The organism is Kitasatospora sp. cg17-2, assembly GCF_054031055.1.
The window spans coordinates 4,721,011-4,747,943 of record NZ_CM132923.1 but is presented as its reverse complement, the minus strand read 5'-3'; the positions used below and the strand labels follow the sequence as shown (position 1 = coordinate 4,747,943).

Genomic DNA, 26,933 nt, shown 5'->3' with positions numbered 1-26,933 from the left:
CCGCGGCGCGCGCGGCGACCGGCGGGTCAGACCGTGACCCGCAGCGTGCGCACGCTGTTGCTGACGAACGAGGCGATCGGCTCCGGCTCCGGCCCGTCCGCGAGCGCGAGCCTCGGGTAGCGCTCGAACAGGAACCGCAGCGCCGTCTCCGCCTCCAGCCGGGCCAGCCCCGACCCCAGGCAGAAGTGCGGGCCGTGCCCGAAGGACAGGTGCCGGTTCGGCTGCCGGCCGAGGTCGAAGCGGTCGGCGTCGGGGTAGTGGGCCTCGTCCCGCCCGGCGGCCGCGTAGGAGGCGAGCAGCGCCTCGCCGCGCCGGATCACCACGTCGCCGACCCGGATGTCCTCGGTGGCGTAGCGGAGCGGGAACTGCCCGACCGGAGAGTCGTACCGCAGCGTCTCCTCGACCACGGCCGACCACGGCACCGTGCCGTCCAGCACCGTCCGCAGCTGCTCGGGGTGGGCGAGCAGGGCGCGCACCGCGTTGGTGATCAGGTTGAGCGTGGTCTCGTGCCCGGCCACCAGCATCAGCAGCAGGGTGCCGACGAGTTCCGCCTCGCTGAGCCGGTCGTCCTCCGCGCGGGCGGCGATGAGGTCGGTGGTGAGGTCGTCCCCGGGTTCGGCCCGCTTGGCGGCGACCACCGAGGCCAGCAGGGCGAACAGCGACCGCTGCGCGGCGGCGGCGGCCCCGGGGGTCGCGGAGCTGGAGACCAGGGTGTCGGACAGTTCGTGCAGCTCGTCCTGCTGCTTGGGCGGCAGGCCGAGCAGTTCGCCGATCACCTGCATCGGCAGCGGGTAGGCGAAGTGCTCGCGCAGGTCGAACGCGCCGTCCAGCTCGGCGATCCGGTCGAGCAGGGCGGTGGTCCTGCTCTCGACGGCGGGCTGCAGGGCGGCCACCCGGCGCGGGGTGAAGGCCTGGGTGACGAGTCCGCGCAGCCGCCGGTGGTCCTCGCCGTCGACGGTGATCATGCCGGGGACGGTGACGAAGTTGATCAGCGGCCAGCCCTCGGGCAGCCGGCCCTCCCGGAACACCGTCCACAGCTGGGGGTCCTTGCCGACACGGGGGTCGGCGAGGAGCTCCTGGAGGGTGTCGTGGTGGGCTATCGCCCAGACCACCACCCCGCCAGGGAGTTCCACCAGGACCGCCGGGCCGGCTCCGCGGAGCCGGGCGTTCTCGCTGTGCTGGTCGCGTCCGAAGGCGTCGAGGACGACGGGCCCGGGTCTTCCGTCGACGAGGCCGTCCCCGAGGCCGTCCCCGAAGCCGTCCCCGGTGTCTGCGGGGTCTGCGACGTGTGCGGCGGTGTCCATGCGGAGGGCCTCTCGGGAGCTGGCGGGCGGGGCGGGGTGAAGGCGCTGTAGAGCACCGGGAGGCTGATCAGGGCGCGCGACCAGGGGGACGGGCGCCAGGCCAGCTCGTGCGGGGGGACGGCGAGTTGGAGGTCCGGCAGGCGGTGCAGCAGGGTCTCGACGGCGGTCTCGACGATGATCCGGGCCGGGTGCTGGGCCGGGCAGACGTGCTTGCCCGCCCCCCAGGCCAGGTGGGCCCGGTTGCCGCCGATCGACGCGTGCCCCATCGAGGCGTGCCCGTGGGCGCCGGGGCCCTGGGCGGCCGGGTCGGCGTTGGCCGCGGCCAGGCCGAGCACCAGCATGTCGCCGCGGGCGATGAACTGGCCGCCGAGCACGGTGTCCGAAGTCGCCCACCGGCCGGGGAAGTTCTGCGTCGGCGGGTCGCGCCAGAGCACCTCCTCCAGCGCGTCGGCGACGGTCAGCCGGCCGCCGGTGAGGGTGGCCCGGAAGCGCCGGTCGGTGAGCAGCAGCCGCAGGGTGTTGCCGGTCCAGCAGATGGTGGTCTCGTTGCCGGCGATCATCAGCACCACCAGGTGGTGCACCGCCTCCTCGTCGGTCAGCGCGGCCGGGTGGGCGAGCAGCCAGGAGGTGAGGTCGGCGCCGGGCGTGGTCCGGCGCTGCCGCACCAGGTCGACCAGGAGGGTCTGGAACTCCTGGTTGGCGCGCACCGATTCGGGGCCGCTGTCGGCGATGTGGCTGATCAGCCGGATCAGGTGCGCGCCCGCCTCGTCGGGCAGGCCGAGCAGTTGGGTGAAGACCAGCAGCGGCAGCCGGCGCGCGTACTGGGCGACCAGGTCGGCGGTGCCGTCGGGGCCCCAGCTGTCGATCAGCGCGTCGGCGGCGGCCTCGGTGGTCTCGCGCAGCTGCCGGTGGTCGACCCGGGCGAGGGTGTCGGCGACGGCGGCGCGCAGCCGCTGGTGCTCGGCGCCGTCCAGGTTGAGCAGGGTGGGGCGCCAGGAGGTCATCGGCTGGAGCCGCGAGTCGGCGGCCAGCCGGCCTTCGGCGGGGACCCGCCAGCGGCGCGAGTCCTTGGAGAACAGCGCCTCGTTGCGGGTGAGTTCGAGCAGTTCGGGGTAGCCGAGGACGAGCCAGGACTCGACCCCGGGTTCCAGTTCGATCGGTGCCACCGGCCCGTACTGGGCGCGCAGCCTGGCGTACAGGCCGTGCGGGTCGTCGGCGACGGCGGAGCCGTGCAGCGGGGTGAGCGGTACCCCGACCGGCAGCCCGCCGGGCAGGGTGCCGCCGTGGGCCTCGGCCGGAGGGACGCCGCCGTGGGCCGTGGCCGGAGGGACGCCGCCGGCCACGTGCGCGGGGCACCCGGGCGGCGGGACGGCCGTCGTGCCGGGCTCGGGAACGGTCATCGCTGCGGCTCCAGGACGGCGGTGCGGTACAGGTGGTCGACGAAGTCGATCAGCAGGTCGTACGAGGCCCGCCGGTCCCGGGCGTCGCAGTACAGGATCGGCGCCCCGGGCAGCAGGTCCAGCGCCGACCGCAACTCCTCCTCCGGGTAACTCGGGGTGTCCGGGAAGGTGTTGACGGCGACCGCGAACGGGATCTGCTGCTCCTCCAGCCGCCCGAGCACGTCGAAGCTCTCGTCCGGGCGCCGCAGGTCGACCATGGCGATCGCGCCGAGCGCGCCGCGCGACAGGTCGTCCCAGAGCGGCCAGAACCGCTGCTGGCCGGGCGTGCCGAACAGGTACAGGGCGAGCCGGGGGTTGAGCGTGATCCGGCCGAAGTCCAGCGCCACCGTGGTGGTGGTCTTGCCGCCGCGCCCGGTGAGGTCGTCCACGCCGGTGCTGGCGGCGGTCATGGTCTCCTCGGTGCGCAGCGGGGAGATCTCGCTCAGCGAGCCGACCAGGGTGGTCTTGCCGACGCCGAACGGGCCGGTGACGAGGATCTTCACCGCGCCCTGGACGGACGGCGGCAGGTACTGCGGTGCGGCGGGATCGCCGGCGACCGGGTCAGCGGAGTTGGCGGAGGCCAACGAGTACCTCTTCCAGAAGGGTGGTGGGCAGGCGTTCGGCCTGCGGAACGGGCGGGAGCACCTGGACGGCGCCGAGGTCCCAGAGGTCGCCGACCAGGACCTTGACGACGCCGAGCGGCAGCCCCAGGTGGGCCGACACCTCGGCGATCGACAGCAGGCTGTGGCAGAGGTCGAGGATCCGCCGGTGCTCCCGGTTGAGCAGGACGTGCTCGGGGAGTTCGGGCCGGTCCGGTAACGCGACGACCAGGCTCTCGAACGCCAGCTCGGCGCGGGTGGGCCGGCTGCGGCCGCCGGTGATGACGTAGGGGCGGACCGGGCCGCCGCTCACCGCTGGCCCCCCGCCGCGAGATCGGCGCGCGGAGGACTGGTGAGGTGGGTGCCGATCCGCTCGACCAGGACCTGCATCTGGTAGGCCACCAGGCCGGCGTCGACGTCGTCGCCGGTCACCACCGCCAGGTGGGCCCCGGCCCCGGCGGCGACGATGAAGAGGTAGCCGCCGCCGTACTCGATGACGATCTGCCGGGTCGCGCTGCCCCGGCCGCCGAAGCCCTGGGCGACACCCCGGGCCAGCGACTGGAGGCCGGAGCAGGCCGCGGCGAGCCGCTCCGCGTCCTCGCGCACGATGCCCTCGCTGCGCCCGATCTCCAGGCCGTCGTTGGACACCACGACGGCGTGCTGGACCTGCGGGACGTTGACGATGTCGGCGAGCAGCCAGCCGAGGTCAGGGGTGGTGGTCATGGAACTCTCCGGGGCGCTGGGGAAGCTGGGGGGAAGGGGGAAGGGAAGGGTCGTACGGGTCCGGGGAGCCGGCCCGGGCGGCCGAGCGGCCGCCGGCGGTGCCGGCCTGGAACATCGACATGAACGCCTGGGCCTGCTGCGCCGAGCGGTACGGCGGGGCCGGCGGCGGAGTGGGGGCGGCGTTGGCGGCGTGCCGGGTGGCGGCGCGGCCCCGGCGGTGGCTGCGGCGGGGCAGCGGCGGCGGGACGGCGTCCGGTGCGTCGTTGGCCGACGACGAGCCGACCGACGGTGAGCCGGTCAACGGTGAGCCGGTCGTCGGGTAGCCGGCGACGGGCGGGTACACGGGCGGGTAGCCGGTGGCCGTGGCGGGGTCGTACGGCGCCGGGTCGTCCAGGTCGTACGGGACGCCCTGCGGAGAGTGCGGCGTGTACGGCTGGTAGGGCTGGTACGGGTCGTGCGGCGCGTGCGGGTCCTGCGGCGCGTACGGGTCGTACGGTGCGTGCGGCTCGTAGGGCGCGTGCGGACGGTCCGCCGCGGTGTCCGGGTACGCCGTCGCGCTGTCCGGGTACGCCGCCGGATCGGGCAGGTCGGGCCGGGCCTGGGGGACGCCCCGCCCCCGGGGCCCGGACCGCGCGGGCGCGGCCGATCCCCCGAACACCGCGTCGCCCCGGCCCAGGCCCGGCACGGTCGGCGGCAGCGGCTCGGTGAGCAGCGCGTTCGGCAGCAGCACCACCACCCGCACCCCGCCGTACGGCGAGGGCGCGGAGCCGATGGTGACCCGGAACCCGTACTGCTCGGCGAGCCGGCCGACCGCCGCCAGGCCGAGCTGGGGCACCTCGCCGAGGCGGGAGACCTCCAGCGTGGAGCCGCCGGCCAGGGCGTCGGAGGCCTTCTCGACGGCGAGTTCGGGCATCCCGACACCGCCGTCGTCGATCTCGATCACGGCCCCGTTGTGCACCGGCATCAGGGTGACGTACACCTGGGTGCTGGGCGGGGAGTAGCGGGTGGCGTTGTCGAGCAGTTCGGCCACGGCGTGGATCAGCGCCTCGGCGGCCGCGCCGACCACGGCGGTCTCGATCCGGCTGCGGATCATCACCCGCTGGAACGGCAGGATGCGCGACTGGGCGCCGCGCACGACGTCCTCCAGCGAGACCGGCTCGGGCCAGTGGCGGCCGGCCCGGGCTCCGCAGAGCACGGCCAGGGTCTGGGCCAGCCGGGCCTGTTGGGCGGCCGCGTGGTCGGCCTTGAGCAGGCCCTCCAGCAGGGTCGGGTCGTCGTGGGTGCGCTCCATCTCGTCCAGCAGGGCCTGCTGGTCGTGGGCCATGACGAGGATCCGGCGGGCCACGCTGAGGAAGGCCCGCTGGGTGGAGGCGTTGAGTTCGTGGTCCTGCTGGGCGGCGGCCAGTTCGGTCCCGCGGCGGGAGAGTTCGGCCGCGAGCTGTTCCCGGAGGCGGTTGATCTCGTGTTCCTGCTGGGTGACCCGACGGCGCTGGGTGGTGGAGACCGCGCGGTAGCGGGCGGCGGCCACCAGGGCGAGAGCGGCGAGCACGCCTGTTGCCGTTGCGCACCACTGAGTCATCGTCACGCGGCGAATTCTAGGGCGATGATCCTATGAAGGTGCGACCGGATCTCGCCAGGTGACCGGATCTCATCGATATCCCGTCAATACCGCGTCGGTCCGCACTGGTTCGGACGCGATCGGACTGTCCGTGGGCAGTCGACCGGTGTCCCGTCAGCCCCGCTGGTGCACAGCCGACAAGCGGTGCAACAGCAGCAACGCGACGTCGTCCGGGCGCGAACGCCGCTCGGTCACGTTCAGGGTGAGCAGATCGGCCAGCTTTTCCAGGTCCGGCCCCGGCTCGGACCGGACCGGACCGGCGTTGCGCGCCCACAGCTCCAGTCCGCCGAGCATCCGGTGCACCGACTCGTCGTAGTCCTCCTCGCGGTCCTCCACGAGGCCGTCGGTGTAGGCGAGCAGGGTCTCGCCGGGCGGCAGGTACTCGACCACCAGCGGGTAGGGCCGCTCGGGGGCGACGCCCAGCGGCGGGCCGCCGGGCAGGTCCAGCTCCACCGCCCGGGCGTCCGCGGTGACCCGGACCGGCGCCGGGTGCCCGGCCCGGGCGGCCCGCAGGGTGCCGTCGGCCGGGTCGAGGGTCAGGTACAGGCAGGTGGCGAACAGCTCGGTGTCCAGTTCGGTCAGCAGCCGGCTGGTCCGGGCGAGCGTGGCGGCCGGATCGTGCCCGTCGGTCGCGTAGGCCCGCAGTCCGCTGCGCAACTGCCCCATCACCGCCGTGGCCTCGGCGTTGTGGCCCTGGACGTCCCCGATCACCAGCCCGATCCGGCCGTCCGGCAGCCGCAGCAGGTCGTACCAGTCGCCGCCGATCTGCATGCCCTCGGTGCTCGGCAGGTAGCGGGCGGCGCTGGCGATCCCGGGCAACCGGGGCAGGGTGCGCGGCAGCATCGCGCGCTGCAGCTCGGTCGCCCGGTGGTGGTGGGTGTCGTAGAGCCGGGCCCGTTCCAGGGACTGGGCCAGGATGCCCGCGAACGAGGAGTAGAGGGTGCGGTCCTCGCGGCCGAACGCGCGCTCGGTGGCGAAGGTGATCAGGCAGGAGCCGACCTGCCGTCCGGAGGCGATCAGCGGCAGCACCGCCCACGCGGCCGGGGCGAGCGGACTGCCGGTCCCGTCGCCCTCCCCGGCGGGACCGGCCGGCTGCTCCGGCCCGCGCCCGCGCCCGCGTCCGCGCCGGGCCGGCTCGCTGAACAGCGGGGCCGACCGGGCCAGGGCGCGCTGCATCACGCCCTCCGAGAGGTCGGCCAGCCGGGTCAGCTCGGTGCGCCGCTCGCCCCCGTAGACGGTGTGCGAGACGGGCAGCAGCCGGCCCTCGTCGACCAGGTCCAGCACGATGCCGGCCGCCCCGAAGGCCGGTCGGCAGATGTCGGTGACGGCCGTGGTGACGTCGTGGACGGTGACCGCCCGGGACAGCGCCCGGGTGAGCGCCAGCAGCAGCGCCGACCGGGCTCCGGCGGCGGAGGTGCCCTCGGTGGCGCCGGCGGCCTCCTGGCCCGGGGCGGACGGGGTGCCCGGGGCGCCCTCGGCGGACGGGGCCGGGGACCGTCCGCCGGCCCGCCCGTCCCCGGGCGGGCGTTCGCCGGGGGCCCGGCCGTGGTCGAGATCGGCGATCAGGCCGGCGATCCGCACCGGACGGCGGTGCACGTCCCGCATCACCTCGCCGGTCTCCTCGATCCGGATCACCCCGCCGCCCCGGCGCGGCACCCGGTAGCGCAGCCGGTACGGGCCGCCGGTGGCCAGCGCCTCGGCCATGGCGGCCTGGACGTCGGGGAGGTCCTCGGGGTGGACCACGAGGTCCAGGGAGGGCGCGGGGGAGGTGCCGCCGCCCTCCGGCGCCGGCCGGCCGACCAGCCGCAGCGCCTGGGCGTCCCAGTGGGTCTCGCCGGTGACCAGGTCGCGCTCGAAGGCCCCGTGCCCGGAGGCCCGGACGGCGAGCGAGAGCATCGAGTGGGCGGTCGCGGCGGCCGGGTCGCCGACGCCGGCGCACAGGCCGGGGCGCACCCCGTCGGCCGCACCCCGGTCCGAGCGCCCCTCGGGCCCCGGGTGCCCCCCGGGCCCGGCGTGTCCCCCGGTTCCGTCCGCTCCGCCGAGTGCCCCGGTGCCGGCCCTGGCGTGCTCCAGCAGGTAACCGAGCCGGTGCCCGCAGGCGTCCGCGAGGGTCTCCAGCACGTCGAGGTCGCGCCGGGGGACCGTTCCCCGGTGGGCGAGCGCGAGGGCGAGGACGCCCAGCGGCCGGGTGTCGACGACCATCGGCAGGGTGGCGACGGCGACCATCCCGGTGCCCATCCCGGCGTTCCGGTTCGGATAGTCGGCGCTGGTGCGTTCGGGGCTCAGCAGATAGGGGCGGCGCAGCCGCAGGGCCATCGCGGCGGGCAGGTCGCCGGCCGGATCGACCACGCTGTAGCGCTCGTGGGCCCAGTCGGGCAGGCCGTGGGAGGCGGTGAGCCGGAGCATTCCGGCGGAGTCCAGCAGGTAGAGCGCCGAGCCCTCACCGGTGATCCAGCTCGGGCCCTCGGCCAGGACGGTACCGAGCAGTTCGGCGGCGCCGGCGCAGCCCAGCAATAAGCGGACGCAGCGCATGGCACTGCGCGCGGTGGGGCTGCTGCGCGGGTCCACGGGATGGCCGGCCTCTCCGGTGCCTTATGGGGCAGTTAATTCTTAATACCTTATTTCTTAATCGGGTGAGGGGAGAGTCGAACGGTGTGCGCCGGGGTGCCCCGGCCGCCTGGTGTGCGTGGGTCCCCGCCGGGTCCGGTACCCTTCTCCGTACGACGTGCCGCCCCCGCGGTGGCGGGTCGTGTCGGCGCGGGGCTATAGCTCAGACGGTTAGAGCGCTTCCCTGATAAGGAAGAGGCCACAGGTTCAAGTCCTGTTAGCCCCACACCAGTCCGAAGGGCCCGGAGCAGCACGCTCCGGGCCCTTCGGCGTTCCCGCGCCGCTTCCGTCGGCTCTGCGCCGGTCGGGCTCAGCGGGGCCAGTCGCGCAGCCCGGCGGTCATGACGGTGATCATCCGCTCCTGGGTCTCCCCGAGGTCCTCGGCGAGCTGGAAGGCGCCGGCGGTCGACAGCGCGGCGAAGCCGTGGGCCAGCGAGCGGAAGGTGCGGGCCGCGTGGATCGCCTCGGAGCCCTCCAGCCCGTACCCGCGCAGCACCGCGACGATCACCCCGACCAGCCGGGCGGCCGCGGCCGTCAGGTCCTCGTCCGGCCGCGGCGCCTGCGGCAGCGCGGCGTACCGGTACGGGCGCTCGGTGGCGTACGCGTGGTAGGCCCGCAGGACGGCGGCGACCGCCTCGTCCCCGCTCCGGCCGAGCGCGGCCCCGGCGAGCCGGTCGGCCAGCTCCTCGGTGACCCGGACGGCGATCAGCCGGCGCAGTTCGGCCAGTCCGCCGCTGACGTGCTTGTAGAGCGACGGGGTGGCGACCTTGGCGCGGGCGGCGACGGCGGCCAGGGTGAGGGACTCGGGGCCCTGCTCGTCGACGATGGCGAGGGCGTGGTCGACGACCTGCTCGGGGGTGAGTCCGACTCGGGGCATCGTGGGTCTCCTGGTGGGCGTGGTGGGTCGGCGGGCGTGGTGGGTCGGCGGACGGGGGCAGCGGCGGGCGGGGACGGCGCGGACGGCGTCAGGCCAGCTCGGCGAGGAAGCCCAGCAGGGCCCCGGCGGTGGCCTCCGGGTGGTCGGCCATCGGGTAGTGCCCGGCGCCCTCCACCATCACCTTGCGCGCCCCGAGCGCGGCGGCCTGCCGGTCGGCGACCAGCTCCGGGTCGCCGAAGTCGGGGTCCTTGGAACCCATCACCACCAGCGCCGGGCAGCGCACGGCCGAGGTCCAGCCGACGGGCGAGGAGTCGCCGTGCACATAGCCGCGGGTGGCGGCCCGCCGGCCCGGGGTGCGCAGCGCGGAGACCAGTCCGGCCACGTACTCCTCGTGGTCGGCGGGCTTGGGGCCGGGGAAGGCGGCCTTGCGCAGGTAGAGCCCCCAGAACGCGGGCGAGCGCACCAGCAGCGCGCCCATCGCCCGGACCATCGCCCGCTGCAGGGCGGTCGGCGGCACGTTCTCGACGAAGGCGTCGATCAGGACGATCCCGGCGACCCGCCCGGGGGCGTCCGCGGCGGCTCTGACCACGCTGGCGCCGGTGTAGGAGTTGCCCGCCAGCACGGCCCGGTCGATGCCCAGGTGGTCCAGCAGGGCGAGCACGTCGCCGGCGATCGCGGCGGGGGAGTAGTCCTCCCAGAGGATCGAGGACTCGCCGAAGCCGCGCAGGTCCATGGTGATCACCCGGCGGCCGGCGGCGGTCAGCAGCGGGCGCAGGTGCCGGTACGCGGCCCGGCTGTCGAGCATCCCGGGGAGCAGGACGACGGGGGCGCCGTCGCCGTGCCCGGTGTCGTCGAAGGCGATCCGGCCACCGGGAAGGTCGAGGTAGCGGGTGGCGGGGGCGATGGTGCCGTTCATGGGAGCCTCCTCGGGGCGGGTCGTCGGCGAGCGCCGATAGCCATAAAGCTAAGGCTAATAGCCTTAGCCGTCAAGCCCTCCCGAGCGGCGGTCCGCGCCCGGGCCGGTCAGACTCCCTCCACCTTGAACGGGTCGTGCTCGGTCAGCAGCTTGTCCAGCCGGGCCTGGTCGACCCTGGTGACGAGATCGGTGGTCTCCTGCCGGTCCCGGACCACCTTGGCCAGGGTGAACGCGGAGGTGACCGTCCAGAGCAGGCCGACGGCGAGGAAGGCCCTGGTCCACGGCTCGACCGGGAGGAAGGCGATCCCGAAGCCGAGGGCGGCGCCGGAGAGGGCGAAGGACAGGACGGCCTGGATGTAGTAGGCGGCCGTGGTGCGTGACTGCATCGGTGCGCTCATGGCGCCCAGAATGGCCGCGCGCTCCCGGCTGCACATGAGTAGTCGTACTCAGATGGGACCCCGTTCGTTGACGTCCTCTCACGTTCGGTAGTGTCAGGTGTCATCAAACGTCACAAATCGCCCATCGGGCCGCGTAGCGTCCGATCCGTGTCCGGTCGTCACCAACGGATGGCTTGGAATCGGGGGACTCTCGGATTAACGTTTGATAACGCAGCGCGGTCCGCAACGCCGTACCCAGACGGCACCGTGCGCCGTCGCCTAATCCCGCCGGCCGGCCTCCGGGCAGGCCATGGGAGCCGGGGAACCATGTTCCTTGGGGTGAATCGGCAGGGTCAGGGCACCGCCCGGGCTCAGCCGTAGGAGACCTTCCTGCTCCGAACCCGTCAGCTAACCCGGTAGGCGCGAAGGAAGGAAAGGAGCGCGCCTCCGTGGCGTCGACGCACACCCAGGCACACCCGTCCGGGTCCTCCACCGGCACCCAGCTGCTCGACCATCCCGGCCCGTTCGCTGGCCACGGCCCCTTCGGCGGCCCTGCCGACGAGAGCGCCCCGCCGGTCGCCGACACCAGTCGGCACCGGATGCCCCGTCAGACCCGCGGCACCGCGCCGCTGCTCGGCGTCACCGCCGTCGCCGCCACCCTGGGCGCGACCGGCTTCGCCTCCGCCACCCCGGCCGCCGCGCCCGCCGTGGAGAGCCCCGACGAGACCCCGGTCGCGCTCTCCGCCGACCCCGGCCTCGCGCTCGCCGCCCGGATCCAGCAGCAGGCCGACAGCCAGCGCACCGCGGCCGAGGAGACGGCCCGGGTCCAGGCCGCCCAGGAGGCCGAGGCCAAGCGCGCCGCCCAGGTCGCCCAGCAGGAGCAGGCCAGGCGCACCGCCGAGGAGGCCGAGAAGGCCAAGCTCGCGGCCATCAAGCTGCCCGTGCGCGACTACCGGCTCTCCGCCCACTACGGCCAGAGCGCGCGCTACTGGGCGCACCTGCACACCGGCCTCGACTTCGCCGCCGACCAGGGCGAACCCGTCTACGCGGTCGGCCAGGGCACCATCACCTCGGCCGGCTGGGCCGGCGCCTACGGCTACCGGATCGTCGAGACCCTGCCCGACGGCACCGAGATCTGGTACTGCCACCTCTCCTCGATCATCAAGGGCTCCGGCAAGGTCCTCCCCGGCCAGCAGATCGGCAAGGTCGGCGCGACCGGCAACGTCACCGGCGCCCACCTGCACGTCGAGGTCCGCCCCGGCGGCGGCGCCCCGGTCGACCCGGAGACCTGGTTCGAGCAGCGCGGCGTCACCCCCTGACCCCGCCTCCCCCCGAACAGGACGAGGGGCCCCGGCCGCACCGGCCGGGGCCCCTCGCCGTCCTCCGCGCCTACTCCGGCGCCGGTTCCTCCCCGGCCCCGGTCGGCCACTCGCCGTCCGCCGGCCAGTCCCCGTCCGCGGGCTCCTCGCCGTCCGCCGGCCAGTCCCCGTCCGCCGACTCCTCCGCCCAGGCCGCGTCCAGCCCGGCCAGATAGGCCTCGATCTCCGCCGGCCCCGGCTCCGGCGCCAGCTCCGGGAACTCCGCCACCAGCAGCTCCGGCAGCCCCGGCACCGTCCAGGTGCCGGCCAGCTCCAGCGCCGCCAGCGCCGCCGCCTCCTCGAACGCCCCGAAGTCCCCGGCCAGCTCCTCCGGCATCGGCCGGCCGAGCGCCGTCAGCTCGGCCAGGTTCCGGTAGCTGCGCCGCATCAGCCCCTGCTCCAGCAGCCGCCGCGCGCCGTCCGTCGCCATCCCGACCGCCAGCGTCCGGCCGCCGGCCTCCCAGCCGCCGTCGTCCACCGGGTCCAGCGTGCCGTCCGTCTCCAGCGCCGTGAACGCCGCCGTCCGCTCCTCCTCCGGCAGCTCCCGGAACCCCTCCAGCCAGGCCCGCACCGCCGCCCCGTCCGCGGTGTCCACCCCGGCCGCGCGCAGCAGCAGTGTGTACAGCCGGGGCCAGGTCACCAGGTCCGCCCGGCGCAGCAGTCCGGCCGCCACCTCGCCCTGCCACTCGGCCTCCGCGTGCAGCCGCTCCTGCCGCTTGGCGTTCAGCCGCTTCGCCGCCCGCCGGTGGTCGATCAGCAGCCGCACCGCCGCGCCGTACGCGAGCGGGTCCTGCCCCGGCTCCGGCTGGACGTACAGGTACAGCCGCTCGTACAGCAGGTGCTCCACCGCGGCGGAGGTGAGTTCGGGCCAGCCGTCGTGCATCCTGCCCTCGCCCAGCTCCAACAACGCCAGCACCGCTCGCAGCGGGCCCTCGGCGACCGGCTCGCGGCCCTCCGCCTCCGCCCAAACGAGCAGCTCGGCGGCCTTGGTGCGCGGGGCGAGCCGCAGGTCTTCGTCTTCCATAACCACGAACCGTAACCGCTGGTCGCGGGTAGGGTCGGGAGCCATGGTCCCCGTTCGACTCACCGGCCCCCGGCTTGCCGTTCGCGAGTTCCACCACACCCCCGAGGACGTGGCCGCGCTGCACGCCGTGTTCGGCGACCCGGAGGCCACCCGCTACCTCCCGTTCGCCCCGCGCGACCTGGAGACCTGCGACGACCAGGTCGCCCAGTTCGTCGAGGAGGCCGAGAAGGAGCACCGGGAGGTCTACCGGCTCGCCGTCACCCGCCGCGCCGACGCCGAGGACCCGGCCCGCGCCGTCCCGATCGGCAACGCCGCGCTCGGCCTCGTCCCGTACCGCGCCGCCACCATCGGCTACGCGCTGCGCCGCGACGTCTGGGGCTCCGGCTACGCGGGCGAGCTGGTCGCCCTGCTGCGCGACTTCGCCTTCGGCCCGCTCGGCGTGCACCGGCTGGAGGCCCGGGTGGACGTCGACAACACCGCCTCGATCCGGGTGCTGGAGCGGGCCGGTTTCCGGCTGGAGGGCCGGGTCCGGCACGACTACCGGGGCCCGGACGGCTGGCGCGACGCCCGGCAGTACGCCCTGCTCGCCGACGACCCGCCGACCGGGGACGCGGTGCAGGGGGGACCGCTGCAGGGGGGATAGCCCCACCCCCGGTTCGCCGGGGAACCGGATGTCCGGCGGGCGCGCGTTTTGACAGGCTTCAGGGGTCGGCGGGAGACGCCCGACGAGCCCGAACCGCGACCGACCCGAGGGACCGTGACCCGGCCATGAGCACCCACACCATGCAGCGCAGCGAGTACGAGGCGTACGACGGCCAGACCGGGTACGCCAAGGACGACGCCGGAGACCACCGCCCCGGCGCCGCGCACCGCACCGAGGAGCCGCCGTACGCCTGGCGGGCGCCGTTCAGCTCCTACTTCTACCGGGAGGTCGGCTACACGCTGACCGGTCTGCCGGTGGCGATCCTGGGCTTCGTCACCGCCGTCGCGCTGTTCGCCCTGGGCGTCGGCACCTTCGTGACGGTGCTGGGTCTGCCGATCCTGGCCGGTCTGACCACCGCGGCCCGGGGCTTCGGGCGGCTGGAGCGGGCCCGGGTCCGCGGCCTGCTGGCCCTGGACGTCCCCGGTCCGGCCCCGGTGCGGCCCCGGCCCGGCTTCTGGGGTGCCGTCACCGCCCGGCTGGCGGACGCGGCCGGCTGGAAGGCCGTGCTGTACCAGGTGGTGATGTTCCCGTGGGCGATCCTCAGCATGACGCTGTCGCTGGTCTTCCTCTGCGTCGGCTGGACGCTCGCGCTCTACCCCGCCTACCACTGGGTGTTCGCGCGCTGGACGGACTGGCCCGGCTACCGGCTCTTCGACTTCACCAACGGCTCGGGCCGCCACGTCTACTACATCGAGTCGCCGCTGCAGATCGCGGGCGTCTGTCTGGTCGGCCTGCTGTTCGTCTTCGTCACCCCGCAGCTGGTGCGCGGTCTGACCAACGTCAGCCGCCTCGCCGCCCGGGGCCTGCTCGGCCGCTGAACCGCCGGGCCGCTCGCACCGCCCGTCCCCGCCTCCCCCGGTTCTTCCCCGTCTCCTCCCCGTCCCGTTCCGTCCCCGGCCGGCCGATCCTTCGGCCGGCCGTCTGCGGATGCGGCCCCCGGCGGGCCGTGTTCGGATGGCCGCGATGGCCGACCGAACCTCCCCCGCCCCGGCCGCCGCCCTGGTGACCTCCCGTCCGCTGGACGAGTACTGCGGCCTCTTCGGCCTCACCCGGGCCGCGCTCGCCGACCTCCGGGGCCCGCTGCTCGACTGCCCCGGCGGCGCCGCCGCCCTGGCCGCCGAGGCCCGTCCGCTCGGCTGCCGGGTCATCGCCACCGACCCGGTGTACGCCCGGCCCGCCGACGAGATCGCCGCCCGTGCGCTGGCCGCCCGGGCGGCCATGGCCGCCGCGATGGACGCCAGCCCCGAGCTCTACCCGCCCCGCCGTCACCGCCCGCCCGAGCGCTACCTGCGCAGCTGGGACCGGGCCCGCCGGCTCTTCGCGGCCGACCGCGCGGCCCACCCGGGGCAGTACGTCGCCGCCGCGCTGCCCCGGCTCCCGTTCGCGGACGGCACCTTCGCCCTCACCCTCAGCGGCTACCTGGTCTTCGCCTATCCCGCGCTCTTCGGGCCCGAGCGGCAGCTGGCCGCGCTGACCGAGCTGGTCCGGGTCACCGCGCCCGCCGGCGAGGTCCGGGTCCATCCGCTGTTCGACGGCACGGGCCGCCGGGCCGGCGACCTCGACACCGTCCGGCACCTGCTCGGCGAGCGCCGGATCGCCAGCGAGGTCCGGATCCTCCCGCCGGTCACCGAGGGCGCCCGCCCCCGCCGGATGCTCGTACTGCGCCGGGCCGGCCGGTCGGCCCGGCGGCCAGGTAATGGTTGAAAGGCACTTTCATCCCTATACTCGTGGCTCGTGACCGAGATCCTGATCATGCCGGCCGCGGCCACGGACGCCGACCGGCTCACCGCCCTGATCCAGCACTGCTCCGCCTACCGCGGGGTGTACGCGCCGATGATCGCCGGGTACCGGGTGACGCCCGAGTACCTCGCCCGGCACGAGGTCCACCTCGCCGTGCGCGCCGACGACGACCACCTGCTCGGCTTCTACGCGCTGGTCACCGAGCCGGCCGACCTCGACCTGATGTTCGTCGCCGACGAGGCGCAGGGCCTGGGCACAGGTCGCCTGCTGATCACCCACATGCTCGACCGGGCCCGCGCCCTCGGTCTCACCGGCGGCGTCAAGGTCGTCTCGCACCCGCCCGCCGAGGCCTTCTACCTGCGGATGGGCGCCGAGCGGGTCGGTACCTTCCCGGCCCGGCCCCCGATCGGCTGGGACCGGCCCGAACTCCGCTTCGCGCTCTGAGGCCCGACCCCGTCGGCCCCGGGCCCTGTCAGCCCCGGGGCTCCGAGGCGCCTGCGGCAGGGCTGTCCGCCCCGCCCGCCGCGGCCCCGCCCGCCGTCGGACCGCTCTGCTGCTGCGGCAGGAACACCACCGGCTCCAGCCGGGAGAGGATCTTCTCCGCCAGCCAGCTGCGGTCCGAGCCGTAGGGGATCCCGTCCGGCGCCATCAGCCGGCCCGCCACCGCCTCCCGCAGTCGCTCGGTCTCCTCGGCCGGCAACCGGGACAGCAGACCGCGCGCCGCCAGCAGCGCGTGGTACTGCTCGAACCCGGAGCGCGGGTGCTCGATCGCCTCCAGCACGCTCGGCAGGTCGCCCAGCGCCGGATCGCCCTGCATCAGCGCCAGCGCCTGGACCCGCCGCCCCTCCGAGCCGTCCGTGAACAGGTCCCGCACCTGCGCGGCCGTCAGCGCCGAACGCCGGGCCGTCGACCGGACCTCGGCGACCAGTCCCTCCGACCCGCCGGAGGGGTCCGTCGGCAGCATCGACCCGGGCAGGTCGTCGGGCTTGCCGGTACTGGTGCCCACCAGGCCCAGGTGCTGCATCGCCCGCATCCGCAGGTCGTCCGCGCCGACCCGGTCGCCCTTGCGGTCCCGGTCCTGCCCGGCCAGGAAGAGGTCCAGCGCCCGGTCCGCGTCCGAGAGCACCCGGGGCAGCGCCAGCCGGGTCAGCAGCCAGCCGGCCAGGAAGCCGAGCAGCACGAAGTAGAGGACGAGCGCGGCGGCGAACGGCGAGGCGTCCGCGCCCCCGCCCAGGACCGGGGCCAGGGTCGAGCCGAGCTGGTCGAGCCGCTCGCCGATCGAGCCGAGCTGGGTCAGGCCCACGCCCAGCAGCACCTTGGTGAGCCAGTCCGAGACCTGTTCGAGGTTGGTGTTGGGCACGTAGGAGCCGTGCGGTTCGGCGTCCGCCGCGTTGGCGCGCACCCGGGGCACCCCGAACAGGAACCCCAGCGCCCCGCCGACCAGGGTCGCCGCGCAGGCCACCACCAGCCCGCCGCCCAGGGCCTGCCACGGGTGCGGCCGCCCCAGCGAGAACAGCGCCAGCCCCAGCAGGCCCACGCCCGGCAGCGTTCCCGCCGCGGCCCGTCGAGCCGTCCGCACCGCCGCCGTACCGCCGGTCCGCCGTGTCGCCATCGCCCACACCCCCAGTGCCCGCACCCCGCCCCTGCGGAGCGCGCGCCGACTCTAGACCCTCTCCGAGGAGAGGGCCCACGCGCCGGCTCCTTGCCGGGGCCGGCCGACTCCTAGCCGGGATGCCCTCCGAGCGGTCGCGGAAACCCGTCCGGGAACGCAGACGGCCCGCGGGCTGCTCCTCGGTGCCGGACCCACAAGGGGCCGGGCGCCGAGGCACCGTGGATGTACCGGTGAGCCCGCGGGCCGGGTGACTGCTGGGAATTTCGCCTGGCCGGGGACCAATGGCCCCACCTTGCGCAGGCAAGGGCGGCTCTAGCGAGCAGCCACCTCACACATCCTGATGGAACTCAACTCAGGATCACCTCCTTTCAGTGTGCCGCCACTGTAGGCAGCGCCCCGGAGGGAGGGCAACGGATTTATCGGAGCCGGATCAGGCGGCCTGCACCTTGTCCTTGAACAGCGAGTAGTCGATCACCTGGTCGGCCGGCGGGGCCTGGACGGTGAGCGCCTTGTCGATGTCGGTGAAGTCCATCTGGCCGCCGCCCTTGCCGGTCTTCTCGATCCGCAGCGGGTACGGCTTGCCCTCGGTGGCGACGTGCAGGGTGACGTCGCCGCCGGCGCTGTTCTTCGACTTGACGCTGAAGGTCTTCGCGCCGTTGACGGTGCCGGCCGAGCCCTTGGTGATGTTGGTGGCCTTGCTGTCGTCGCCGGCGCCGAAGGTCTTGGTGAGCTCCTTCAGGTTGCAGGCGGTGGTGAGCTCCTTCATCTCCGGGTCGTCCTGCGCGCCGCCGATCCAGCGGCCCTTGAGGAGCTCGACGGCCTGGGGGTTCTTGCCCTCGGTGGCGCTGGTGAGGAACGCCGCGTCGGGCTTCAGGTAGACCTGCTTGCCGTCGCCGAGGAGCTCGAACTTGCCCGTCCCGGGCAGGCTCAGGGTGCCCTTGCACTGGCCCTTGGCGTCCACCGCCAGGTCGACGGAGACCGCGTCGGCGTCCTTGTTGACGGTGCCCACGACCTTGACCGAGGTGGCGCCGGCCAGGGCTTCCTTGGCCTGCTTCTGGATCTCCTCGGCGGTGAGCTTCTCGGTGTCCAGGCCCGGCGCGGCGGCGGCCTTGCCGGCGGCGCCCTTGTCGGCCGCGGCGGGCTTGTCGTTGACGCCGCAGGCGGTCGCCCCGGCCACGAGCAGCAGGCCGATCGCGGTGGTGCTGGCAAGGCGCTTCGACAGCATGAGTGTGTGTCCTAACTAGGCGCGGCGGTCCGCGTCCGGAGGAGTCGTTTTTGCACTCAGTATGATCGTCGGCCCCGACGGGTCGATCTTGCCCCGGGGTGCTCTGTTACCGCGCGGTGGCAGGACTGTGGCGCGGAGCGGACGCCCGCGACCCCGGGCTCCGGGCTCCGGAACGCACGTGCCCCGGGGAACGACGAAGGCCCGGAGGACGAGTCCTCCGGGCCTTCGGTGCTACTGAGTAGCGGGGACAGGATTTGAACCTGCGACCTCTGGGTTATGAGCCCAGCGAGCTACCGAGCTGCTCCACCCCGCGTCGGTGAACACAACGATACGGGGAGATCGCCCGGATGGGAAATCCGTTCCTCAGGGGCCCCCGGCCGGTCCCCCGAGCCACCCGGTGAGCCGGGCGGCGAACCGCCGGCCGAGGTGGGCGGCGGTCCGCACGCCGGTCCGGGCCCGCGGCGTCGGCGGCCCGTCCCGCCCCGGCGGCCCGGCCCGCCCCGGGTGGCGGGCGGCCCGCGACCGGGCCCAGGCGGAGAAGCAGACCAGCGCGGCGAAGCAGGGCACCATCAGCACCGCGTAGACCAGCAGGAAGCCGTGGGTGCCGAGGTCGGCGGCGGCGTTCCAGGTCCCGTGCAGGGCCATCGACAGGACCAGCCCGGTCGGCGCGGCCAGCCGGGCCAGCCGGCGGCGCCCGGTGGTGAGGGTGACCGCCAGGCCGAGCCCGGTCAGCGCGGTGAACAGCGGATGGGCGAACGGCGAGAGCAGGCCGCGCAGGACGAAGGTCTGCACGGTGCTGTCGAAGTCCCGCAGGCTGGGCGGCTCACCCAGGCCGATGCTGTCCAGCCGCTGCTGCTGGTCGTCGGTGAACGCCCGCCCCAGGTAGAGCGCGTTCTCGGTGAAGGCGAAGCCGCAGGCGGTGATCCCGCCGAGGACCACCCCGGCGGCCAGGGTGCGCGGCCGCGACCGGGCCCGCCGGTGGGCGGCCGTCGGCGGCCGTCCGCCGGGGCCCGCGGCGGACCCGGCCGACGGGTGCGGCAGCGGGCGCGGGTAGGGGCGCAGCCGCAGTCGGCCGCGGGCGTGCGGCCCGGCGAGCCGGCGCTCGTACCCGCGCGGCTGCCGGGGGCCCGGCAGCCGGCGCAGCACGTCGGCGCAGGGGCGGCCGCCGGGTCCGGCCGCGCAGCGCAGCCGCCGGCCGATCGGCAGCAGCAGGACGAGCAGGGCGGCGCCCTTGGCGCTCTCCTCGATCACCGGGGTGACCAGGTCGGCGCCCAGCGCCTCGCCGAGGCTGCCCTGGTGGGTGCTCAGATAGGTGCTGGTCCAGCCGTTGGCGAGGATGGCCACGGTGGTGGCGGCGCAGGCGCCCCAGCCGAGGCAGAACACGGTGTGCCGCAGCGGCACCCGGGCGGTCTGGTTGAGCCAGGCGATCCCGCCGAGCACGAAGGGCAGCGGGACCATCGCGAGCCCGAGGCCGACCAGCAGTCCGGCGGTGCCGGTCTGGCGGCGGACCAGGTGGAGGATCAGCACCCCGCAGCCGGCCAGGGTCAGGACGGCCGTCGCGGTGACGGCGGAGAAGGCGGCCGGGCGCAGCGGCCGGCGGCGGCCGGGGGCCGGTCCGGGCGGGGTCGGGCCGTCCCGGCGCGTGCCGGGGTCCTGGGGGTCGGCGCGGCCCGGCCGGGGCACGAACCGCTGGGCCCGGCGCCTCCGCGGCCCCGGGATGGTCCGGGTGTCGGCGGTGGGCGTGGGCATCTCTCGGTCGTCGGCGGCCCGCACGGTGAGGTGGTACCCATCGCCGGACGGGGTGCTCACCCGGCACAGGGTAGGCCAAGCCGCCGGGCGGCCGGGCGGAGTCGGGGGGAACCGTCCGCGCCGGACGCGCCCGCCGGCGGCGCCGGGGCCCGCGCGGGCGCGCCGGGTCGAACGCCCGGCGCGGCGTCAGCGGCGGCGGAACAGCAGGTCGTGCACCACGTGGCCCTTGGCGATGCCGGCCCGTTCGAACTTGGTGACCGGGCGCCAGTCCGGTCGCGGCGCGTAACCCGGGACGGAGCCGTCCGGGTGGTCCGCCGGTTCGGTCCAGCCGGTGCCGTCACCCTCGGGGTGGAGGTTCTCCAGCTCCGGGGAGGCGGACAGCACGGCGAGCATCTGCTCGGCGTAGGGCTCCCAGTCGGTGGCGCAGTGCACCAGCGCGCCGGGGGCCAGCCGGGGGAGGACCAGTTCCAGGAAGGACGGCTGGACCAGCCGCCGCTTGTGGTGCTTCGGCTTGGGCCACGGGTCGGCGAAGTAGACCCGCAGACCGGCCAGCGAGGCGTCCTGGAGCATGTCGCGCAGCAGGATCACGGCGTCGCCGGCGGCGGGGCGGACGTTGGTGCTGCCGTCGCGCTCCAGCAGGCCGAGCAGGTTGCCGTGGCCGGGGGTGTGGACGTCGGCGGCCAGGATGCCCATGGCGGGGTCGGCGGCGGCCATCGCGGCGGTGGTCTCGCCCATGCCGAAGCCGATCTCCAGGGTGACCGGCAGGCCGTCGAAGAGCGCGGGCAGGTCGAGCGGGGTGCCGTCGATCGCGAGGCCGTAGGTCTCCCAGCTCCGGTCCAGCGCGCCCGCCTGGGCGTTGGTCATCCGGCCCCGGCGCGGCTGGAAGCTGCGGATGCGCCGCTCGCTGTGCTGGGCCTCGGTGGCCTTGTGCGGGTACATCGGCGCCGGGTAGGCGGCGGGGGCCGCGGAGAGCCGGGCGGAGGGCGAGGGCTGGGGGATCGGGGCGGTGGCAGTCACAATCAACCGAGTCTACGGGGCCGCCGGGCGGGGGCCGAGGGGGCTGTGACGGGCCCCACGTCCGCCGCCGGGGCCGGTCCGGGCCGACCTTCGCGGCTGTCCTCGCAGTCGTCCTCCCGGCCGTCCTCGCCGCGCGCCCTCACCGTCCGCCCGCGTCCAGTGCGGCGAGCGCCCGGCGGGCCACTTCCCGGCCGATCGGCAGCGAGGCCGTCGCGGCCGGGGAGGGCGCGTTCAGCACGTGCACCAGGCGGCGGGTGGAGCGCGGGTCGTCGGGGTCGAAGCCGGCGAAGGCGAAGTCGTCCAGCAGCGAGCCGTCCCTGGCGACGGCCTGGGCGCGGACCCCGGCGCCGGCCCGGACCAGGTCGGCCGGGACGACGGCGGGCAGCAGCCGTTGGACGGCCGAGGTGAACGCCCGCTTGGACAGCGAGCGGTGCAGCTCGCCCACCTCGTAGCGCCAGTGCCGGCGGGCGATCCGCCAGGTGCCGGGGAAGGCCGCGGTGCCGGCCAGGTCGCGGGCGCGGACGGTGCGCCAGTCGTAGCCCTCGCGGGCCAGCGCGGGCACCGCGTTCGGGCCGACGTGCACGTCGCCGTGCACGCCCCGGGTCAGGTGGACGCCCAGGAACGGGAACGCCGGGTCGGGCACGGGGTAGACCAGTCCGCGGACCAGCTCCCGCCGCTCCTTGACCAGTTCGTAGTACTCGCCGCGGAAGGGCACGATCCGCAGGCCGGGGTCGTCGCCCGCCAGCCGGGCGATCCGGTCGCTGTGCAGGCCCGCGCAGTTCACCAGGACCTGGCAGCGGAGCTCCCCGGCCGAGGTCTGCACGGTGACGCCGTCGGCCCGGCGGGCGATCGCGCGCAGCTCGGTGCCGGTGCGGATCTCCGCCCCGGCCTCGCGGGCGAGGCGCGCGTACGCGGCGGCGACGGCGGGGAAGTCGCAGATGCCGGTGCTCCCGATGTGCAGGCCGGCGACGCCGGTGACCTGCGGCTCGTACTCGGCGATGCCCCGGCGGTCCAGTTCGGTGACCGGGATGCCGTTGGCCCGGCCGCGCTCGGCCAGCGCGCGCAGCCGGTCGAGTTCGGCCGGTCCGGTGGCGACGATCAGCTTGCCGGTGACCTCGTGCGGGATGCCGTGGGCGCGGCAGAACTCCACCATCTCGGCGGCCCCGGCCACCGCGTACCGGGCCTTGAGCGAGCCCGGCCGGTAGTAGACGCCGCTGTGGATCACCCCGCTGTTGCGGCCGGTCTGGTGGGCGGCCAGGCCGGGTTCCTTCTCCAGCAGGGTGAGCCGGAGTCCGGGGCGGGCCCCGGTCAGGGCGTGGGCCGTGGCCAGCCCGACGATCCCGCCCCCCACCACCAGCACGTCGACGTCGTACCGCACGGCCCGCTCCTCGTCTCGTCCGACCGCCCCCGTCCGTCCGCGATGCTGCCACGGCGGCGGGGGCCGGTCGAGTGGGCCCGGGGGCGTTTCGGCCGGGCGCGCGGGGCACCCGTCCGGAGTCCGTCCCGGGGCCCGCGGTGCCGCCGTCGGTCAGGCCGGGGCGACGATCACCGCGCGGGCGCGTTCGGTCAGGTCGCGGACCCGGCGCTCGCCCTGGAAGGGCTCCAGCCGGCGCAGCATCTCCACCACGTACTCGCGGCTGCGCTGGGAGGAGATCCGCCCGGCCACGTCGACGGCGCGCTCGCCGGCCGCGACCGCCGCGTCCAGGTTGCCCGCCTCGGCCTCGGCCATCGCGGAGACCACCAGCCGCAGGCCGTGCGAGCGCACGAACCCCTCGGTGGGGCGGGCCAGCGCCTCCCGGGTGAACTGCCGGACCTTGGCGGGCACCCCGAGGTCGCGGAAGCACTCGGCGGCGTCCGCGGCGAGCCGGTCGTAGGCGTAGAAGTCGATCCACGCCGGATCGGGATCCCCGGCGCGGGCCCGCTCCAGCGCGTTCTCCGCGGCGCCGAGCGCGGTCGCGCACGCCGCCGCGTTCCGGGCCTTGGCCTGGGCCCGGGCCTCGACCAGGTGGAAGAAGCTCATGGTCCGGGCGGTGGCCAGGCCCCGGTTGCGCTCCAGCGCGGCCTGGGCGAGGTCCACGGCCTCCTCGGCGAAGCCCCGGTAGCCGGCCTGCAGGCTCATCGAGGCCAGCACATAGCCCCCGAGCGGGACGTCCGCGGCGGCCCGGGCCAGCCGCAGGGCCTGGATGTAGTAGCGCTGGGCGGCCTCGTGCTGGCCGGTGTCGAAGGCCATCCAGCCGGCCAGCCGGGTGAGTTCGGCCGTCGCGCCGAACAGCGCCCGGCCCACCGCGTCGCTGTACGAGGCGAGCAGCAGCGGCGCCGCCTCGACCCGCAGGCACTCCGGCACCATCGACGAACGCCAGTCCCCGCCGCCGTACTTGGAGTCCCAGCGGCGGGCCTCCTGGGCGGCCTCGCGGAGTTTGGCGGCGTCCGAGTGCCCGACCCGGTAGGAGCCGGACTCGGCCGGGGCGCGCGGCAGTTCGCGCGCCACCGAGCCGTCGGCGGGGTTGATCAGCCAGCGCGAGACCGGGGTCGCGTAGGCGGCGACCGAGAAGGTGCCGGCCAGGCTGTCGCTCCAGCGGCCGCCGCCCGGGCCCCGGCGCAGGTCGAGGTCGACCCGCCAGAGGTCGGTGGCGGACCGGACCGCGTCGGGCACCTCGCGCGGGAAGGCCAGGCCGAGTTCGGGCGCCGGGTCGGTGTCGCCGAGGCCGATCTCCTCCAGCGGCACGGGCCGGCCGAGCTTGCCGCCGATCGCGGTGGCGATCAGGTGCGGCACGGGGCCCTGCGGCACCATGCCCTTGCTGACCCAGCGGGCCACCGAGGTCTTGTCGTAGCGGAGCGTCAACCCGCGCTGCGCGCCGAGGTCGTTGACCCGGCGGGCCAGACCCGCGTTGCTGATCTGCGCCAGGGTCAGGAGCGTGCCGAGCCGTTCGTTCGGTCCTCGTGGGCTGACGGTCATGGTGGCGGCGGCACCTCCTGCGGCCTTGTGCGCGGGGCCCGGGCGGCACCGGGCCGAAGCTGCTGTACCTAGAGTAGTCGGACGCGTTCCGAGGGTTAAGAGGCCGCATTCCGGATGGCGGGATCGCGCGCCCGGCGCCGGGCGTCGGGCGGGCCGCGAAGTTGGTCAGGACCGCCGGGATCCGGCCGTCCGGCGGTCTCCCGGCGGCGCGCCGGAGTGCCGTGCTCCGGTCCCGTGTCGATGTGCGCCCGGCCGTGCCCCCTGGCCCGACCGGCTGGTCGGCGATTCGCTGGTGGTCGTGGGTCGGCCCGCCGTCGAGGACCCGGCGGGCCGGGGGATGCCGCCGCCTTCATCCCCGCGGGCGGCGGCGACGTCCGGGAGGGCATGCGGATGCCCTCCCGGGCCGAGCGACGCCTTTCGGCCATCTCGCGATGGCCATGACAGGGCGCCCCACGGGGCGGTCCGGGCCGGGGAGGGGAAGGCCCGGGCCGCTCCGGTGGGACGGCTCGTCCGGGTGTTCGAAACCCCGCACCGTCACCGCCGTCCGTCCGGTGTCGTCCGAGGGCCGCAGCCCCTACGGCAACGGCCCCGCCCGCGCACCGGAAACGACAACTCCGGTCACCGGACGCACAACCGGTGGCACGATGTCCTCTGACGGCGCGCCGGACGCGGGCCGCGGGATCCGGACCCGCCGAGCGGTGCAGGTCCTCGTCCGGTGGAGGCGCGATGCGGTGGCTGACCGGCTGGTGCACGGGCGCGCCCCGGCCGGGCGCACCGGCACACGAGCCGCCCGGCGCCGTGGCCCCGATCGCCGCGCGCACCCTGTGGACCGGTCCCGACCCGCTCTGGGCGGTCGGCGACTGGCGGCCCGAGGAGATCCGGCTGGCCACCCTGCGGCCCGGGGCCGGCGCCTCGGTCACCACCGGTCCCACCGCGCCCGACCCCTTCGAGGCGAACCCCGCCACCCTCCGGCTCGCCGTGCTCGGCCACTGCGGCGCCACCGACGCCGAACTCGCCGCCGGCCTGGCCGCCGCCCGCGGCGGCGCCGTCCGCCACCTCACCGGCTGGCCCGGCAGCTACACCGTGGTGCTGCGCAGCGGCACCCGGTCCACCGTGCTGCTCACCGACCTGGCCGGGGCCCGGCCCGTCTTCCACACCCCGTGGGGCGACGGCACCGCGTACGCCACGGCGGCGCTGCCGCTCGCCGACCTGGTCGGGGCACCGCTGGACACCGGCCACCTGGCCGCCCGGCTCGCCTGCCCCGAGGCGCCCGAGGCGCTCGGCGCCGGCACCCCCTACCTCGGGGTGCGGCGGGTGCCGCCCGGGCACGCGCTCGCGGTCCGCGGCGGGCGGCCGTACCTCACCGGGTACGACGGGCCGGGCGCCGAGGGGGTGTCCGGGCGCGGGGAGGCGGCGGCGGTCCGGGAGCTGACCCGGGCGCTGCTGGAGTCGGTCCGGTTCCGGGTCCGCACCAGTCCGGCCGGTCCGGCCCCGCTGCCGGCCGGTCCGTCCGGGCGGGCCAGGCTCGGGGTCGACCTCTCCTACGGGACGGCCTCCGCCACCGTCGCGCTGCTCGCCGCCGCGGTCCCGCCCGCGACGGCTCCGGCCGCCGCCGGACCGGCCGGAGCGGTGGCGTCCTACCCGTCCGGGCCCTACCGGGCCGTCCCGGCGCGGACCGGACCGCCGCCCGAGGAGTCCGGGCCCGGAGCCGGAGCCGGAGCCGGAGCCGGATCCGGACCCGCGTCCGGCGCGGTGCCCGCTCCCCGGTCCGCCGGCCCGGCCCGGACCGGGGCGGTGAAGGGCTCCTGGGCCCGCTCCGCGGCCCGCCCGAGCACCGGCACCGAACCCGTCGCCGCCGTCACCTTCGGCGAGGCCACCGGGACCGGGACCGTCCCCGCCGCCCCGGTGCTGGCCCCGGACGTCCCGCGACTGCGCCGCACGGTGCTCGCCCCCGGCCCCGACACCCTCCCGTACGCGGACCTGCGCGCCGACCCGACCGCCGGGCCGCTCACCGACGAACCCGGCCCCGAACTGGTCACCGCGGCCTGGGCCGAGGCCCGGTTCGGGGCGGGCGGCACCGACCACCTCACCGGCCACGGCGCCCGGCAGGTCCTGGACGGGCACCCGGCCCGGCTGGCCGACCTGGTCCGGGCCGGCCGCTCCCGCGAACTCCTCTCCCCGGTGGCCGCGCTGGCGGGCGCCGACCGGGCGGCCGCCGGCGTCCTGACCGGCGCGCTGCGGACCCCGCTCACGGTGCTGCGCGCCGCCCACCGGCTGGCCCGGATCCGCTACCCGGACGCGCTCGACGACGCCGCCGTGCGGCTGACCCTCCGCCGGACGCCCGACGGCTCCGGCACGGCCGGGGCGCGCTCGGCGGACGACCTCGCCTGGGTGGTCCCCGGTCCCGCCGCCCGCTGGCTGTCCGACGAGGCGCTCTCCGCGGTCGCGCTGCGGCTGCGCCTGGCGGCGCGCGAACCGGCGCCCGGGGACAATCCCGGCGCGTACCGGGCCCGGAACGCCCTGCACCGGCACGCGCGCGGCTTCCGCACGCTGGTGCACGCCACCGAGCAGCCGGGCCAGCGGCTGCACGCGCCCTTCCTCGACAACCAGGTGGTCCGGGCCGCCCGGCTGCTCCCGGACGAGGTCCGGCTCCAGCCCGGTGCCCGGCCCGCGCTGCTGCACGCCGTCCTGGCCGGTGCCGGCCGTACCGACCTGCCGCCCGACTGGGGCCGCGGCCCGCGGCCCGACCGCGTCACCACCGTCCGGGCGGGCCTGCGGCGCGCCGCCGACGGCCTGGCCGAGCTCTTCGACGCGCCGCTGCTCGCCGAGGCCGGGCTGATCGACCTCCCCGCCGTCCGGGCCGCGCTCGACCGCGCCGCCGACCCGGCGGCCCCGCTGCCGCCCGCCGCCCTGGCGGGTCTCGCCGACCTGGTCGCCACCGAGCTCTGGCTCCGCCGGGTCCGCGCCCGCCGCCACGGTGCCTGCTGGACCGGCCTGCCGGGCCCCGTCCGTCCCGCCCTGTCCCCGCCCCGCCTCTCCTGACCCCGCGCACCGGCCCTGGCCCGCGCCCCGACTCCGCCGACCCCGCG

General features: G+C 76.0%; 23 protein-coding genes, 2 tRNA genes and 1 riboswitch. Of the genes, 7 read left to right on the top strand and 18 right to left on the bottom strand.

All coding sequences use genetic code 11. From position 1 onward, the window contains the following. Positions 1-26 precede the first annotated feature (26 nt). From ACW14Y_RS20010 to ACW14Y_RS19980, 7 genes are all read right to left on the bottom strand, one after another. On the bottom strand, positions 27-1,133 hold the full coding sequence (locus tag ACW14Y_RS20010) for a cytochrome P450 family protein (protein ID WP_402723035.1): 1,107 nt from the start codon (positions 1,131-1,133) through the stop codon (positions 27-29). Further along, positions 1,097-2,704: a cytochrome P450 gene (locus tag ACW14Y_RS20005; protein ID WP_456987934.1), complete on the bottom strand. Its 1,608-nt coding sequence runs from the start codon at positions 2,702-2,704 to the stop codon at positions 1,097-1,099. Before ACW14Y_RS20005 ends, ACW14Y_RS20010 begins: the two co-directional genes overlap by 37 nt. Next, positions 2,701-3,327 carry a GTP-binding protein gene (locus ACW14Y_RS20000; RefSeq protein ID WP_456987931.1) on the bottom strand — a complete coding sequence of 209 codons (627 nt, stop codon included), beginning with the start codon at positions 3,325-3,327 and terminating at the stop codon, positions 2,701-2,703. Before ACW14Y_RS20000 ends, ACW14Y_RS20005 begins: the two co-directional genes overlap by 4 nt. After that, on the bottom strand, positions 3,305-3,655 hold the full coding sequence (locus ACW14Y_RS19995) for a DUF742 domain-containing protein (RefSeq protein ID WP_380309572.1): 351 nt from the start codon (positions 3,653-3,655) through the stop codon (positions 3,305-3,307). Before ACW14Y_RS19995 ends, ACW14Y_RS20000 begins: the two co-directional genes overlap by 23 nt. Next, a complete protein-coding gene (locus ACW14Y_RS19990) occupies positions 3,652-4,065 on the bottom strand; it encodes a roadblock/LC7 domain-containing protein (protein WP_030397833.1) in 414 nt (137 codons plus the stop codon). The genes ACW14Y_RS19995 and ACW14Y_RS19990 overlap by 4 nt, the downstream gene beginning before the upstream one ends. Then, on the bottom strand, positions 4,049-5,644 hold the full coding sequence (locus tag ACW14Y_RS19985; RefSeq protein ID WP_456988212.1) for an ATP-binding protein: 1,596 nt from the start codon (positions 5,642-5,644) through the stop codon (positions 4,049-4,051). The genes ACW14Y_RS19990 and ACW14Y_RS19985 overlap by 17 nt, the downstream gene beginning before the upstream one ends. 153 nt (positions 5,645-5,797) lie before the next feature. Beyond that, positions 5,798-8,251, bottom strand: coding sequence for a SpoIIE family protein phosphatase (locus ACW14Y_RS19980; RefSeq protein ID WP_380392216.1), 2,454 nt, complete (start codon positions 8,249-8,251; stop codon positions 5,798-5,800). Positions 8,252-8,442: 191 nt separating this feature from the next. On the opposite strand from ACW14Y_RS19980, the gene ACW14Y_RS19975 reads away from it, so the two are divergent. Beyond that, a tRNA-Ile gene (locus ACW14Y_RS19975) sits at positions 8,443-8,516 on the top strand. A gap of 84 nt (positions 8,517-8,600) precedes the next feature. Here ACW14Y_RS19975 and ACW14Y_RS19970 read toward each other — a convergent pair. The 3 genes from ACW14Y_RS19970 to ACW14Y_RS19960 all read right to left on the bottom strand — a co-directional run bounded on the left by ACW14Y_RS19970 (position 8,601) and on the right by ACW14Y_RS19960 (position 10,481). Then, positions 8,601-9,167 carry a TetR/AcrR family transcriptional regulator gene (locus tag ACW14Y_RS19970; RefSeq protein WP_380309568.1) on the bottom strand — a complete coding sequence of 189 codons (567 nt, stop codon included), beginning with the start codon at positions 9,165-9,167 and terminating at the stop codon, positions 8,601-8,603. A gap of 88 nt (positions 9,168-9,255) precedes the next feature. Beyond that, positions 9,256-10,083: an alpha/beta fold hydrolase gene (locus ACW14Y_RS19965; RefSeq protein WP_380437510.1), complete on the bottom strand. Its 828-nt coding sequence runs from the start codon at positions 10,081-10,083 to the stop codon at positions 9,256-9,258. Between the two features lie 107 nt (positions 10,084-10,190). Further along, positions 10,191-10,481 carry a YiaA/YiaB family inner membrane protein gene (locus ACW14Y_RS19960; protein WP_030397838.1) on the bottom strand — a complete coding sequence of 97 codons (291 nt, stop codon included), beginning with the start codon at positions 10,479-10,481 and terminating at the stop codon, positions 10,191-10,193. Between the two features lie 245 nt (positions 10,482-10,726). Continuing rightward, positions 10,727-10,897: riboswitch (cyclic di-AMP (ydaO/yuaA leader) on the top strand. A gap of 12 nt (positions 10,898-10,909) precedes the next feature. On the opposite strand from ACW14Y_RS19960, the gene ACW14Y_RS19955 reads away from it, so the two are divergent. Next, the gene (locus ACW14Y_RS19955; protein ID WP_380392211.1) at positions 10,910-11,779 is read left to right on the top strand and encodes a M23 family metallopeptidase; all 870 of its coding nucleotides are present in this window, start codon (positions 10,910-10,912) and stop codon (positions 11,777-11,779) included. A 70-nt stretch (positions 11,780-11,849) separates the two neighbouring features. On the opposite strand, the gene ACW14Y_RS19950 is transcribed toward ACW14Y_RS19955, so the two are convergent. After that, positions 11,850-12,842: a hypothetical protein gene (locus ACW14Y_RS19950; protein ID WP_456987927.1), complete on the bottom strand. Its 993-nt coding sequence runs from the start codon at positions 12,840-12,842 to the stop codon at positions 11,850-11,852. Positions 12,843-12,885: 43 nt separating this feature from the next. Between ACW14Y_RS19950 and ACW14Y_RS19945 the strand changes: the two genes are divergently transcribed. The 4 genes from ACW14Y_RS19945 (at position 12,886) to ACW14Y_RS19930 (ending at position 15,729) form a co-directional block, all read left to right on the top strand. Then, positions 12,886-13,485, top strand: a complete 600-nt coding sequence (locus ACW14Y_RS19945) for a GNAT family N-acetyltransferase (protein WP_380309561.1) — start codon at positions 12,886-12,888, stop codon at positions 13,483-13,485. A gap of 125 nt (positions 13,486-13,610) precedes the next feature. Then, a complete protein-coding gene (locus ACW14Y_RS19940) occupies positions 13,611-14,363 on the top strand; it encodes a sensor domain-containing protein (RefSeq protein ID WP_456987924.1) in 753 nt (250 codons plus the stop codon). A 145-nt stretch (positions 14,364-14,508) separates the two neighbouring features. After that, entirely contained in the window at positions 14,509-15,249 is a 741-nt protein-coding gene (locus ACW14Y_RS19935) for a hypothetical protein (RefSeq protein WP_456987922.1), read from the top strand. 30 nt (positions 15,250-15,279) lie between these two features. After that, on the top strand, positions 15,280-15,729 hold the full coding sequence (locus ACW14Y_RS19930) for a GNAT family N-acetyltransferase (RefSeq protein ID WP_380309555.1): 450 nt from the start codon (positions 15,280-15,282) through the stop codon (positions 15,727-15,729). Between the two features lie 28 nt (positions 15,730-15,757). Here the strand turns inward: ACW14Y_RS19930 and ACW14Y_RS19925 are convergent, their stop codons facing one another. The 7 genes from ACW14Y_RS19925 to ACW14Y_RS19895 form a co-directional block, all read right to left on the bottom strand. Further along, a complete protein-coding gene (locus ACW14Y_RS19925) occupies positions 15,758-16,897 on the bottom strand; it encodes a hypothetical protein (protein ID WP_456987920.1) in 1,140 nt (379 codons plus the stop codon). 430 nt (positions 16,898-17,327) lie between these two features. Next, entirely contained in the window at positions 17,328-18,122 is a 795-nt protein-coding gene (locus ACW14Y_RS19920; RefSeq protein ID WP_456987918.1) for a hypothetical protein, read from the bottom strand. Positions 18,123-18,361: 239 nt separating this feature from the next. Beyond that, positions 18,362-18,435: transfer RNA gene (locus ACW14Y_RS19915), tRNA-Met, on the bottom strand. 50 nt (positions 18,436-18,485) lie between these two features. After that, positions 18,486-19,931: a PrsW family intramembrane metalloprotease gene (locus tag ACW14Y_RS19910; protein ID WP_456987916.1), complete on the bottom strand. Its 1,446-nt coding sequence runs from the start codon at positions 19,929-19,931 to the stop codon at positions 18,486-18,488. A 126-nt stretch (positions 19,932-20,057) separates the two neighbouring features. Continuing rightward, positions 20,058-20,888, bottom strand: coding sequence for a tRNA (guanosine(46)-N7)-methyltransferase TrmB (gene trmB / locus ACW14Y_RS19905; RefSeq protein ID WP_380312732.1), 831 nt, complete (start codon positions 20,886-20,888; stop codon positions 20,058-20,060). A gap of 139 nt (positions 20,889-21,027) precedes the next feature. After that, complete coding sequence (gene lhgO / locus ACW14Y_RS19900; RefSeq protein WP_380393697.1) at positions 21,028-22,266, bottom strand: L-2-hydroxyglutarate oxidase; 1,239 nt, start codon at positions 22,264-22,266, stop codon at positions 21,028-21,030. Positions 22,267-22,416: 150 nt separating this feature from the next. Further along, a complete protein-coding gene (locus ACW14Y_RS19895) occupies positions 22,417-23,844 on the bottom strand; it encodes an MFS transporter (protein WP_380312737.1) in 1,428 nt (475 codons plus the stop codon). Between the two features lie 726 nt (positions 23,845-24,570). Between ACW14Y_RS19895 and ACW14Y_RS19890 the strand changes: the two genes are divergently transcribed. Next, entirely contained in the window at positions 24,571-26,886 is a 2,316-nt protein-coding gene (locus tag ACW14Y_RS19890; protein ID WP_456987913.1) for an asparagine synthase-related protein, read from the top strand. The last annotated feature ends 47 nt before the right edge of the window (positions 26,887-26,933 follow it).

What these genes read in the sequence shown, in the direction of transcription:
- ACW14Y_RS20005 (WP_456987934.1), bottom strand. Translation starts at nt 2,704, where the DNA reads ATGACCGTTCCCGAGCCCGGCACGACGGCCGTCCCGCCGCCCGGGTGC.
- ACW14Y_RS19990 (WP_030397833.1), bottom strand. Translation starts at nt 4,065, where the DNA reads ATGACCACCACCCCTGACCTCGGCTGGCTGCTCGCCGACATCGTCAAC.
- ACW14Y_RS19985 (WP_456988212.1), bottom strand. Translation starts at nt 5,644, where the DNA reads ATGACTCAGTGGTGCGCAACGGCAACAGGCGTGCTCGCCGCTCTCGCC.
- ACW14Y_RS19970 (WP_380309568.1), bottom strand. Translation starts at nt 9,167, where the DNA reads ATGCCCCGAGTCGGACTCACCCCCGAGCAGGTCGTCGACCACGCCCTC.
- ACW14Y_RS19965 (WP_380437510.1), bottom strand. Translation starts at nt 10,083, where the DNA reads ATGAACGGCACCATCGCCCCCGCCACCCGCTACCTCGACCTTCCCGGT.
- ACW14Y_RS19960 (WP_030397838.1), bottom strand. Translation starts at nt 10,481, where the DNA reads ATGAGCGCACCGATGCAGTCACGCACCACGGCCGCCTACTACATCCAG.
- ACW14Y_RS19950 (WP_456987927.1), bottom strand. Translation starts at nt 12,842, where the DNA reads ATGGAAGACGAAGACCTGCGGCTCGCCCCGCGCACCAAGGCCGCCGAG.
- ACW14Y_RS19945 (WP_380309561.1), top strand. Translation starts at nt 12,886, where the DNA reads ATGGTCCCCGTTCGACTCACCGGCCCCCGGCTTGCCGTTCGCGAGTTC.
- ACW14Y_RS19940 (WP_456987924.1), top strand. Translation starts at nt 13,611, where the DNA reads ATGAGCACCCACACCATGCAGCGCAGCGAGTACGAGGCGTACGACGGC.
- ACW14Y_RS19935 (WP_456987922.1), top strand. Translation starts at nt 14,509, where the DNA reads ATGGCCGACCGAACCTCCCCCGCCCCGGCCGCCGCCCTGGTGACCTCC.
- ACW14Y_RS19925 (WP_456987920.1), bottom strand. Translation starts at nt 16,897, where the DNA reads ATGGCGACACGGCGGACCGGCGGTACGGCGGCGGTGCGGACGGCTCGA.
- ACW14Y_RS19920 (WP_456987918.1), bottom strand. Translation starts at nt 18,122, where the DNA reads ATGCTGTCGAAGCGCCTTGCCAGCACCACCGCGATCGGCCTGCTGCTC.
- ACW14Y_RS19895 (WP_380312737.1), bottom strand. Translation starts at nt 23,844, where the DNA reads ATGACCGTCAGCCCACGAGGACCGAACGAACGGCTCGGCACGCTCCTG.
- ACW14Y_RS19890 (WP_456987913.1), top strand. Translation starts at nt 24,571, where the DNA reads ATGCGGTGGCTGACCGGCTGGTGCACGGGCGCGCCCCGGCCGGGCGCA.